The organism is Leptotrichia trevisanii DSM 22070 (assembly GCF_000482505.1).
GTDB lineage: Bacteria > Fusobacteriota > Fusobacteriia > Fusobacteriales > Leptotrichiaceae > Leptotrichia > Leptotrichia trevisanii.
The window spans coordinates 1,259-13,860 of record NZ_KI519449.1 but is presented as its reverse complement, the minus strand read 5'-3'; the positions used below and the strand labels follow the sequence as shown (position 1 = coordinate 13,860).

Sequence of the window (12,602 nt, the reverse complement as noted above, 5' to 3'; positions counted from 1 at the left end):
TGCTTCCTCTTGAAGGACTGCTTCAGCAGTACCTCAAATCTTCCTTCTGATTCCGACAAGTCCATTGACTCGCTATACGATACCAGCTCCACTTCGGGTACATACATATATCTTAGCGGTATTCCTGTCTTTATTCCTATCAGGCTTTCCGCCCATTCCTTTCTTGTTTCCAGTTCCCTTTCTGCCTCGTATTCTGATTTGCTTTTTACTTGGCTTGCCTCCACTTCTTTTTTTATATTCTCCCTAATGTGTCTGCGTCAATATATTCCAAGCACCTAAAAACATATTTATCCAGAAGTTCCCGTGATGGTTGTTGTTAACAGCAACATATGCTTTTCCATTTTCAATATTCCGTTTAAAACTCCCATTTTTGTTATATTCTTTACATGTCCAGTTATCTTTTGAAGTTTCTTCACAATCATATTTTATAGCATCACTATTATCAAAATATTCAATATAACTTTTCATTGGCTTTAAGCCCTTTATATCTTTTGTCCCTCCTATGAAATCATACTTCACTTTCCCATTCATATATAATTTTTGCCTTTCTCCTAATAAACTATCGTTATTAAAATTGAGTTCTCCTAGTATGTTTCCATTTCTTTCATATACTCTTGTTTTTCCATTTTTTGTATATACTTGTTTTTTATTTTGGCTATCAAATCTTTGGTTTACTTCAGATACATATGCTTTTTTATTACCCCCATCATAATACACCGTTAATATTCCCGTAATCCCGCCATTACCTTTAAACGTTTGAATTTTACCTCCATTTTTATTGTAACATTCATTAAATGTATCTATATCATTTTTAGCTTTTGATCTACAATTAATTTTCCCATTTTCAAAATAATCAAAGCCATCTCCTTCTGTTTTTCCATTCTTATAAAAATAAATACCTTTTATTTTTTTATTTTCTTTAGTAATTATTACACCTTCATAAGGTATTTTTGTCTTTTTATAATATACTGTATTTCCTATTCTCTCTAATTCTTTTACTGCTTCCTTCATTTCTATTACTTTTTCAACCTCAATATTCTTTATTTCATCAAAGTTACTTAATTCTCGAAGTTCATTAATATTAGATAATGTTAAAGAAAAAGTGCAATTTACAAATAATATAAAAAATAATAAAATAATTTGTTTTAATTTAAAATTTTGTTTTGTTGCTATTTGCATTTCCTATTCCCCCTACACCAATAATCTTACCAATCTTATCTGTAACTTTTCCTATTCCTTTTATTCCCAGTGATATAGGATCTCCTACTTTTGCATATTGCCCGTTCCTTATTATCTGCTTTACCACTATTTCAAATGTCCCTTCTGATTTTTCGCTTAGATTTACTGTTTCCGAGTATGATATTACTTCCACTTCGGGTACATACATATATCTTAGCGGGATTCCTGTCTTTATTCCTATCAGGCTTTCCGCCCATTCCTTTCTTGTTTCCAGTTCCCTTTCTGCCTCGTATTCTTTTTTACTTTTTACTTGGCTTGCCTCCACTTCTTTTTTTGATTCTATTAATTTTATCTGCTCCTCTTTCCAGTTTTGCATCTTTTCCAGTGAAATTTTATCTAGTTCATCACTTTTTAATACCTTCTCTATTTCAGCACTCTCAGTCGTCAATGTTGTATCTTGTGAATCTAAATTTTTTAGTTTCCAATCAACCATATCTTTTTCCACTTCTGTTGCACTTGGTGATAATGGTGTAGTATTTATTTCGTTCTGTTCATCTTTTATCTTTTGCTTTTCTTCCTTTATTTTATTTAACCTTGATTTCATACCAGCTTCATCGCCATATAGTGCCGACATTTTTTGTTTTTCTATTCTTCTTGATTCAATAATGTCCAGCTCTTTCTTTATATTTTCATCCAAAGTTCCTATCTGATCATTTAATACTTTAAGTCTTTTTTCCACTTGCTGATATCTGTATTCTCTATCCGCATCGCTTATATTATCCCAACTTTTAGCATTTTCTTCAATTTTATGTGCATCATTAGGATTAAAATAAATTACCCACATATTTTTAGTTACTTTTGAATATGCACTTACAGGGCTTGAAGGTTCTCTAGTGCCTTTATTTCCTTGATTTTTTTGCATTTCTCCCATTTCTTCTATTTCTGATGCATCATTCACACTTGCCCAATTATTCATCTGATTAATAACTGCGGCATTTGATAAATACTGAATGAATTTTTTCCCTGCTTTTTGTCTAAACCTTTTTTTCTCATTTGAACCCATTTTATCATATTTAAATAGACTATTTGCAACTTCGTCCTCATCTTTTTTTTCGGGATCATCTAAATCAAATGAAACAATGTTACCCGTTACTTTTAGATACTCACCTTCCTTAAATTGAAAATATGAAAACCTGTTTTCTTTCAGACTTGCATTTTCTTTGTCTAACACCTTCATACCTGTTATTTCATTGGAACCTTTTAAAAAATGTATTCCTGTTGTATATGTTGGCAACAAAAGGATTTTGCTGTGATCCGCTTTTAGATTTTCCTTAAATCCTTTTTTTAATTGTTTTAATGTTTCCTCAAAAGGATTTTCCTTAAATTGTTCCAAAGCCCGCATAAATACTTCTGAATTCATTCCATCAGATACTGGACTAAAAAACACTAATACTTTCATGATTTTATCTCCCTTTCATATTATTGAATATCATTTATTTCATTTTTTTTATCATCCCACCAAGTGGACATTGACATATAGAGTTATCATTTATTTTGTATTCACCAAGTATTCTTATTTTTTCAACATAGTTTGTCCACGTTAATTTTGAACCATATAATTCTGAATTTAATTTACAAGTTTCTGCAAATTTGCATGAACCAAAACTTTGAACATTTACACCAGCAACATTATCTTCAACAGTTGCTACAATTTCTCCGTTTACTGTAAATTTTTTTCTTGTTATTTGAAATTTGCTTGGCTGACTTCCAGCATTGCATATTAAATTGTCACCATTTTTTAACATATCACTTTGTTTCATATTGCAACACTCCTTACACTTAATTTTCTGTTTTATAATCTATTAATGATGATTCAAATGAAACTTTTTCTTTTGCATTTACATCAATATTTTTATCTGCTTGCATTTGCATTTGATTTGTATTAAACTTAATAATTTCATTTTTTATATTTTCTTTGTTTTCATTGGACAATGTTCCAAAAGAGAAATTTCGGTTAGAAAAAAATGCAATTAAAATTCTTTCTCCCGGTTTTGGAAGCAGTGTTGTTGAATTACCTTTAGAATATCCCGAATTGCTAAGTATCTCATAAGCATAAAAATATTCATTTTTTACTGTCATTTCTTTTTCAGATGAATTATCATTATTTTCTGTCTTTTGTTTATCAGCATCATCTGAGCCTTTTTCATCGCTACTATCATTTGTATTTTCAGAACTTACTTGATTATCAATAACTTCTTCTTTTGTTTCATCATTTTTTTTCTCAGCATTTTCATTTGAATCTTCTTGGTTATCAGAAGATTCCAATGCTGCATTTTGAGCTTCATCGTTCTTTGTTTCAGAATTTTTATCTGAAGTTGTTTGACTATCTGTAGAATTTGTATTTTGATCTTCCGCATTTGTCTTATTATTATCTTCTATATTTATTTTTACACCATTTTCTCCCATCATTTCAGCAGAATATATTCCATTTTCAATACCTTCAACAGTTCTCCGAAAATTAGGATTTGTATTCTTTTCCTTTAATCCTAATCTTTTTAAATCGTCATCAAAATTTACCTCTACACTTATATTTTTAGTTTCTTCTATTGTTTTTTTTATAATTTCATTATTTTGCTTAATTATCATATTGATATTTTCTATTTTTTTAGGTATCTCTCCATCTACTGGCTCTTCAAACTGCCCTTCCATTGTTTCAATTTCAGAAGGATTATAAAATGAACGAACCATTCCCTTATCTTCTGTTTCAATTTCAGAAGAATAATAATTTCTTTTAGTTCCCAATTTTTTATTCAACTCTTCTAACTGTTTTTCTAAATTCTCTTTTTCTTTATTTTGCTCTTCTGTTAGTCTTTCTTTTGCCAATAATGATTTAAATTCTTCAGTTTTTTTTGTCCTTTCATCTTCTAATTTTTTTCTTTCATCATTTAATTTTTCCTTTTCATGTTTCAACTTATCATTTTCTCTTCTTGCATATTCTATTTGTTCTTTTTCCCAATAATCTATTTTTTCACTTTCTATTGTTCTTATAACAATTCCCTCTAAAATAAAAGGATAAATTTCCTTTATATTAGTTTTAAATTTTTTTATTTCTTCAGGAGTTTCACTTTTATAATAATATTGTGTTCCATAAAAATTACTTATTCTTATTTCGCTTTCATATAGACAAAATCCAGCATAATAATCTCCTATTTCAAGATACTCATTAACCTCATTTTTTATCCAATTCAATTTCATTTTATTATTATTTTCTTCATTTTTATTTTTAGAAAATCCTATTGTAACCCTTTTACCTTTCATATATATTGGTATTTTTAGTACTTCCATAAATAAAATTCTTTTTAAAAATTCCCAATATGTTTCATTATACATAATAATATATCCATATTTCATTATGCTATTGAATTCCAATTCTTCATCCTTTATATCAAAATCTATCTGAGACAATGCTATCTCTTCTCCTTGATCCATAGCATCATTTGACAAATATCTATGTATTTTTGCCTGCATTTTTTTTAAAAAGAAATCTAACGAGTATCCTGTTTTAAAGTCAACATATTGAGGTATTCTATCAAGTAATTTTGAAATTGAACTCGCTCTTAATTTATAAATTCTGCTTTTTTCATCATATTCAAGTTTCTCAATAATACCATAAAATAATGTTTTTCCTGTACTTAAATCAACACCTATATACTGTTTATCTTGATACAATAAATTACTTATATCAGATGCTAATTTTATATTTTCCATTTTTTTTGCTGTAAATTCATCTTTTAATGCAACTTGAAACACCATTTCAAGTTTAGAATGATTAAACATTGAATTTTTTACTATTATTTCAAAATTTTTTAAGAAAAGATATGTCTTATTATTCTTTTTATTAACTACATAAACTTGAACTTTCCCAAGCAATTCACTATTACTCTTCTTTATTCTCCTATTTATTGACATAGGCTTTACTTCTCTTTTGTCTGCTCCTTGTTTCATATCTGCCATTTCATAATCTCCTTTCAATCCTTCTCTATTTCTTATTAAAACAATATATTAAGTATTCCAAGCAGAACATTTATCCCAAAGCTCCAGTCTTTAGCTTCACTAAATGTCGGCGAATCAAATTCCCTTTTAAATTTACCATTTTTACTGTATTCCTTACATCGCCAGTTATTGCTTGCTAATTCCTTGCAATCCAGTTTTTTCTGCTCGCTGTTATCAAAGTACTCCACATAAAAGTCCATTGCCTTAATATCCCTTACTGGCTTTTCTGAGGCTGAAATAAAGTCATATTTAAGTTTTCCATTTTTAAACAATTTTTGCTCTAATCCTGTCAACTTACCATCCTTATAGTTCAGTATTCCCATAATTTGTCCTTTTTTGTCATATGCTGTGGATTCTCCATCATGTATAAATTTTAATACTCTTTTTTCACTATAATCTTGAATAACATTCATTTCTGAAGCTTTGCTTATTCCGTCTTCATAATATCCTGTTATAATTCCTCTTAACCCTTCTGTTGTTTTAAATATTCTTTTTATTTTACCGTTTTCATAATAGCCCGTTAATTTAGTTATTATATCATTCTTATAAAAACTTTTATCACTTATTTTACCATTTGGATAATATTCATAACTTTCTCCTTCTGATTTATCGTTTTTTAAATTAATTTTTACATACAATTGCCCATTATCAAAATATCTATAATGATTTCCTTCTGATTTTCCATTAATGTAAAAAGTAATTGCGATTATTCTATTATTTTTTTTTCTAAATGCTAACCCAGTAAATGGTTTAATTTCTCCATTTACGTAAACTCTGTCCAATTTTTTATTTCTTTCAATATCATTATAATCCACTATTCTTTCTACATTAATATTCTTGATTTCATCATAATTACTTAATTTTCTTATTCCTTCTACTTCCGATAATTTCATTCCATTTAAAACAGTATTAAAAATTAAAACCAAAAAAACAATTGTACATTTTTTACTTACCTTTTTTAACAACTTTTCCATCACTACCAACTCCAAAAATCTTTCCAATGCTCTCTATCAATTTTCCACCTTGTTTCAGCCCTAAGCTCGTCGGATCTCCTACTTCAACATACTGCTTCCTCTTGAAGGACTGCTTCAGCAGTACCTCAAATCTTCCTTCTGATTCCGACAAGTCCATTGACTCGCTATACGATACCAGCTCCACTTCAGGTACATACATATATCTTAATGGCATATCCAGCTCTATTCCTAGCAGGCTTTCTGTCCAGTTCTTTAAGTCCTCCTGTTCCTTGTATGCCTCATAGTTTGCCTGCCCTTTCAGCTTGTCCCTTTTTATTTCCTCCTTTTCCTCTATCAGTTTGTTCTGCTGTGTCCTGTACTTTTGCAGCTGCTCTAACGTCTGAATGTCTTTCATATCATTTTTTAGGGCATTTTCTATATTTCCTTTTTCCGCTTCTAACATATCTTTTCTGTCATCCGGCGTCTGCAATTCATCCACCAATTCGTTATATCTTTGTTTCATCGCATCTTCACTTCCGTATTTCTTTAAAAGCGTACTTTTATTCAAATCTCTCTTCTCTTTTTCTTCCAATGCACCCTTTATATTATTGTCTAGTGTTTCTATTGCATTTTCAATGGCAGTTAGACGCTTTTGTATTTGGGCATACTCATATTCCTTTTCCGCATCCTTTTCCCTGTCCCATTTTTTTGCCTCACTCTTTTTCTCCATCGGTTTGTCATCCTTAAAATACACTATCGTCAGGCTTTTTGTTATCCCCCTGTATGCTTCTGCTGGCTGTGAGGGATCTCTTTTCAAAATTTCAAACCCTTTTTTCTGTTCATTTTCTGTCTGTGGTATATCATTTGACATTGCCCATTCCGACAACTGGTTTATTGTCCTTAGATTTGCTCCATATTCTATCAGCTTCTTTCCTACCTTTTGTCTGAATCTTTTCTTTTCCTCCTTCCCCATTTCCGAATATTTCTGTATCCCAGCAGTCAGATCTTTTTCATCCAGCATTTCCTCTCCAAAGGCATTCTTTTCCTTTTCCGACTTGGCTTCATTTTCAAAATTTAAAAATACTATCTTTCCACCTATCTTGATCACTGAATTTTCTGCAAAGCTTAAAAAATCATACTTGCTTTCAGATAGCCCTTTAGATTTTTTCATCATCATTAATTGGACATCTCCTTCCGCTTTCATATTTTCAGCATCATATTTTAAATATTCAACTGTATCCACATACACAGGTAGCAGTAATATCTCACTTACTCCTGCATCTCCAATAAAGGTTTCACCCAATGGAACTGGATTTTTTTTAAATTTTCTAAGTACACTATTAAAAAAACCTATATTCACACCATCCTTATTTACCGGGCTAAGAAGCACTGCCGCTTTCATTTGAACCACCTTCCTCTCTATATTATTAACATTTCCTCAATTTTCAATGTTTCTTCTACTCCAATTACTCCTACGTGATATTTCCACATTACTCTAACTTTGTATTCAAAAGGAATAAAGAAACTTGATAATACTTTTACTTTCATTCGATTATTTTTTGTTTTTTCTGAATTTATATATAAAAGAAAATTTCTTAATTTAGTTTTATCCCTATAAACAATAGAATCGCTAAATATTTCCTTAAATGCTCGCAAAAAAATATTAAAACTGCTATCCTCCTCATAATATTTTTTTATATATTTAGCTATAATCCTTTTTTCCTTTTTATTCAAATATTTAAAATAATTTTGAACTTCTTCACCAAATTTACCATTTTGAACATCATTTATAATAAAGTTTAAGATAATATCATAAGCATTCAGCCCTTCCATCAAATCTACATTTCCAAATAGATGAAAATATAAATTATTCAAACTTTCTTTTAATATTATTTCCCTGTTTTTATCATTTTCTGATTTTTCAATAATTAACCCTTCAAATCTCAAATATGGATTAACAGGAACTTTATTATCCACAGTTTTATTGTTTGAAATAACATCATTATTAACTTCAAAATATGCCCCTATCCTGCTTTCTGGAACAAAAAAGTTTATCTGTTTCCTTTTTTCATCATCTTCAAAATAGTCTTGCAATATGCTCCATATATATTTATAATTTTCTTTTTTATTCAACATATTCATCAACTACTTTAAAATTATATTGTGGATAAGAATATTCTAGTTCGCTTACAAAAAATGACATTAGTTTTACAAACTCTTCTTTGGGAATATTATTATTTTTTATTTTCAGAGTTACTCCCTGCTTTAATCTCTCGTCCAAATCAAAATCAAATTTTATAAACTCATTCAACTTTTTCAATTTTAAATACTTGGTTCCATTAAATATTTCAGGATAAATTTTATCTACTTTTAAGCCTTCAAATATTCTGTAAGAATTTAAGAATCTGTTTAATTCCACTTTTGTCCGTATTTTATTATTTAAATTTACTATTCTTTCATTAATTTGTGCATTTGAATAAATTTTAAAATCCAATTCTTTTTCGTATTTTATATTTGAAAAATCCATAAATTCCCATACTTCCCATATTAGATCCTGTTTTTCATTCGATAAAACATTTATATTTTCTGCTTCATCTCTATATACTAAAAAAAATGGTTTATTGTTACTTGAATTTATTAAAATATTTCTATTTTGATTATAATCCAGTCTATATTTATAAACTATTCTTTCTTCATCAGGTTGAACAAAATCTTCGGACTGAACACTTATTCTATTAATATTCCAAACTAAAAATACATTCTTTTTTGCCTTAATTTCCATTTCTTCCAAATCATATTCAAAATTTTGAATATCTTGCAAATCAATATATTCTTTTTCAAATTCATCTAAAATAATATCATAAAAATTATCATTATAAAACGAATTTATAGTTTTCCATTCTCTTCCATTTTTTTGAAAAAGATAATATAATTCTTGAATTTTTTCATTATATTTTTTATTTTTTTCAATTCTTATTTTGACAGGAAATTTTTCACCATTTTTTTCAATATAACTGTTAAATTTTCTATTTTCTAAATTTTTAATTTCTTCATCAGAAAGTTCCATATATACAGTTTGCACAACCATATTTTTTTTTGTAATGATATTTCTTATATTTATTCCTTTTTTAGTTTTATCTGAAAAGTCAACCATATCTACAGGAGAAAAAACTCCATCATTTAATCTATATTCTTCTTCATTCATTACAGTCATACATATATCAAGGTTCTTTTTTTCTGTATTCAATGTTTCTTCCACTTTTTTTTCAATTATATTTATTCTTTGTTCTAAATACTTTTCAATTTCTTCAAAACTTTCTAAAATATTTTCCTTGAAAAATTTTTGCAAAGCTTCACTTTCAAATTCCAAAATTTGACGTTTTATAATATCTGTTGTATCTTTCATAAGTTTTTATATAAATATCAATAATAATTTATTAAATACTATATACTCCTCTCCTAATATCAAAATTTATATTTTAAATTTAAACTATTGGATTTTTGACCACTTTGTTTTTCATAAATATAAAATTCCTCTATTCTTCTATTTCATATACTATATTTGCTGCTTTTGCTTCCATCTCTTCATCCATCTGAATATTCATCTTAGTAGCATTAAATTTAATTATTTCATTCATTATATTATCTTTATTAGCATTTTCTAAAGTTCCATTTACATATGATAAAGTTTTCGTAATATTAACTACTACTTCCTCACCAATTTGTGGTTTTATCGTAAGAGAATTTCCTTTGGAATATCCACTATTAGATAATATTTCAAATCCATAAAAATATTCATTTTCAACTTTAACTGTCTCATTTACTTTGTCAGTATCATTAAGTTCTACTATTTTTGAAGATTTTTCTCCTGCCATTTCAGCTGTATAAACACCATTTTCTGCACCCTCTATATCTTGCCTGTACTCTTTATTAGCAAATTTAATCCCCAAATTTTTTAAAAAATCATCAAAATTAACTCTCACACCAACATATTTAGTTTTTTTAACTTTTGATTCAATCGTTTTTTTATTTATTTCAATCATTTTTTCTATATTTTCTAATTTTTTACTTAATTGTTTTCTCTTTTCTTCTATTTCCTTTTTCTCTTTTTGAGGATCCCTCGAAGAATTTATATCCATGTTCTGTTCCTTTGATAATAGAGCTTGTTCTTCTTGTTTCAACTTTAATTTCCTTTTTTCCAATTCCTTATTAAAGTTAACTAGAAACTGTTTTTTCTCTTCAATAATATTATCAATTTTTTCCATATTTTCAACACTTTCAACTTTTCCAACTAATTGTATTGTATCAATTTCCTGTTGTGTTATTTTTAATTCATTTACTATTTCATCTAAAGTTGCACTTGCATAATAATATTCTGTTCCAGTAGTATCTTTTATCACTATTTTACTTTTATAAATACAATATCCAGCATAATAATCTCCAATTTCTCTAATTTCTCTAATTTGATTCTTTGTTTCAAAATTTAATTTAATTTTCTCTGTAATATTTTCTTCTTCTTCTGATTTTTTAGAAAATCCAATTACAATACTTTTTCCTTTCACATAAACCGGTATTTTAAAACTTTCAAAATACATAATTTTTTTTAAAAATTCCCAATATGTCGTATTTAACATAAGAATAGGATTATATTTTTTTATATTTAAAAATGGAAATCTTTCATTTTTTATATCAAAAGAAATTGTTGAAAATTCTGATTTTTCTTTTATATTATCAGCTTCATTTAATAGATACTTTTTTACTTTACTTTGAAATTTTTTTAAGAAAAAGCCTATTGAATATCCTGTTTTAAAGTCAATATATTGTGGAAATCTGTCTATCAATTTTGAAATCGAAAATGCCTCTAACTTATATTTTCTTATGCTTTCATCTTTCTGAAAACTATTTACAACTCCATAAAATAATGTTTTCCCGTCTACAGTATTAATGCCTATATATACTCTATTTTGAGTTAAATTTGGTGGTAATTCTAACATTTCTTTTACTATATCTTCTGTATATCTATCACTTTTTAGATTAGTAAAACTCATAGTTAATTTTGAATGATCTAACATACTATTTGTTATTTCTAACTCTATACTTTTTAATAATAAATATGTTTTTTCATTTGCTCTAACAGTACTAATAACTTTTTTTGCATTTATATTATTACTTTTTCCATCTAAACTATTTTTAGTTTTAGAAGTTTCATTTTGATTATCATTTCCACTTGTACTTATCAAATAAATTTGTAAATTTCCAAGTAATTCAGTTTGATTTTTATCAATACTTTTACTTATTCTTTGGTTTATTTCTATTGGAGAAATTGTCATTTTTTCACCTTCCTTATTTTATTTTTTATAATTTTATATTTTCATCTTCTTTAATATTTATTTTATTTATAGCATATTTTAATATTTCTTTTATTTCCTTTATTTCATCATTAGACAGTACTTCTTTTACATCATTTGTTTCAAAAAGACTATTTTCTTTCTTACAAATCCATCCAACACCAGTTTTTAAATTTTGTTCACATTGAATTTTACTGGCTTCATAATCTCCGTAAACTATAATATTTTTTATTTTAAAATTTTCTGGATTAGCATCTTTAAAGGCTATCTCATATTTTAATTTCCCGTTTTTATCATAAAAATAATTCAATCCATTAACTAATCCATTGTCTTTACTGTCTTCAGGATACTCAATTTTCACTTTTAATTTCCTTCCAAGTTCGTCATTCAATTTTACAGTTTTATATTTATAACCTACTCCATTTTCTTTATCTACAGCAATAGCTTCTATATGGATTTCTTCAGGCCCATTTGGATAATAAAAATATAAATCTGCTTCCATATTTTCTCCTATTTCAAGTGTTCTTTTAAAACTGCTTTTATCATACCATTCAGTAATATTTCTTAATTTCCCATTTTTATAAAATTTTTGAGATTTTCCCTCGCCACTTTCGTAATACTCTTGAGTCCAACCTTCCAGCATACCATTTTTAACTCCTAAAATTAACCTCACCTTGCCATTTTCATAAAATTTAAAACTAAGAAAATCAAGTTTCCCATTTTTTATAATAGATAAGTCAATAATATTTCCTTTTTTATCTCTGGTTACAATTACACCATTAAAAGGCAAATCTTCTCCTTTAGCATATATTATGCCATTAACTTTTTTACTTTCTTCTTTAGATATTATTCTATCAGTTTCAAAATTTTTTATTTGATCATACATATTTAATCTTTTTAAACCATTTATTTCTGATAATTTTATTGCATTTAAAACAGAAGAAATTCCTAATAAAATTATCATTATTAATTTTTTCATTTCTCTATCCTTTCATTACAGCCCAAAAACCTTCAACACAGGCAGTAAATAGTTAATCCAGTCCTTCGTTCCTCTCTGTTTATAAATGAC

At 27.3% G+C, this 12,602-nt stretch carries 11 protein-coding genes; all 11 read right to left on the bottom strand.

Going from position 1 to position 12,602, the window contains the following annotated elements; genetic code table 11:
* Nucleotides 1-224: hypothetical protein (locus tag K324_RS16175; protein ID WP_051354478.1), on the bottom strand; the 224-nt coding region annotated here is incomplete at its 3' end.
* Nucleotides 225-243: 19 nt separating this feature from the next.
* Nucleotides 244-1,179 (bottom strand): hypothetical protein, encoded by a 936-nt coding sequence (locus tag K324_RS0113520; RefSeq protein WP_026749606.1) that lies wholly within the window; start codon nucleotides 1,177-1,179, stop codon nucleotides 244-246.
* On the bottom strand, nucleotides 1,151-2,638 hold the full coding sequence (locus tag K324_RS0113515) for a hypothetical protein (protein WP_026749605.1): 1,488 nt from the start codon (nucleotides 2,636-2,638) through the stop codon (nucleotides 1,151-1,153). Before K324_RS0113515 ends, K324_RS0113520 begins: the two co-directional genes overlap by 29 nt.
* Before the next feature lie 34 nt (nucleotides 2,639-2,672).
* Entirely contained in the window at nucleotides 2,673-2,999 is a 327-nt protein-coding gene (locus K324_RS0113510; RefSeq protein WP_021746683.1) for a PAAR-like protein, read from the bottom strand.
* Nucleotides 3,000-3,018: 19 nt separating this feature from the next.
* A complete protein-coding gene (locus K324_RS0113505; RefSeq protein WP_026749604.1) occupies nucleotides 3,019-5,193 on the bottom strand; it encodes a hypothetical protein in 2,175 nt (724 codons plus the stop codon).
* 35 nt (nucleotides 5,194-5,228) lie between these two features.
* Nucleotides 5,229-6,206: a toxin-antitoxin system YwqK family antitoxin gene (locus tag K324_RS0113500; RefSeq protein WP_026749603.1), complete on the bottom strand. Its 978-nt coding sequence runs from the start codon at nucleotides 6,204-6,206 to the stop codon at nucleotides 5,229-5,231.
* Complete coding sequence (locus K324_RS0113495) at nucleotides 6,178-7,587, bottom strand: hypothetical protein (RefSeq protein WP_026749602.1); 1,410 nt, start codon at nucleotides 7,585-7,587, stop codon at nucleotides 6,178-6,180. The genes K324_RS0113500 and K324_RS0113495 overlap by 29 nt, the downstream gene beginning before the upstream one ends.
* 17 nt (nucleotides 7,588-7,604) lie before the next feature.
* Nucleotides 7,605-8,321 carry a hypothetical protein gene (locus K324_RS0113490; protein WP_026749601.1) on the bottom strand — a complete coding sequence of 239 codons (717 nt, stop codon included), beginning with the start codon at nucleotides 8,319-8,321 and terminating at the stop codon, nucleotides 7,605-7,607.
* Complete coding sequence (locus K324_RS15030; protein WP_026749600.1) at nucleotides 8,311-9,591, bottom strand: hypothetical protein; 1,281 nt, start codon at nucleotides 9,589-9,591, stop codon at nucleotides 8,311-8,313. The genes K324_RS0113490 and K324_RS15030 overlap by 11 nt, the downstream gene beginning before the upstream one ends.
* A 130-nt stretch (nucleotides 9,592-9,721) precedes the next feature.
* On the bottom strand, nucleotides 9,722-11,515 hold the full coding sequence (locus tag K324_RS0113480; protein WP_026749599.1) for a hypothetical protein: 1,794 nt from the start codon (nucleotides 11,513-11,515) through the stop codon (nucleotides 9,722-9,724).
* 25 nt (nucleotides 11,516-11,540) lie between these two features.
* Nucleotides 11,541-12,512 (bottom strand): toxin-antitoxin system YwqK family antitoxin, encoded by a 972-nt coding sequence (locus K324_RS0113475; protein ID WP_026749598.1) that lies wholly within the window; start codon nucleotides 12,510-12,512, stop codon nucleotides 11,541-11,543.
* Nucleotides 12,513-12,602 lie beyond the last annotated feature (90 nt).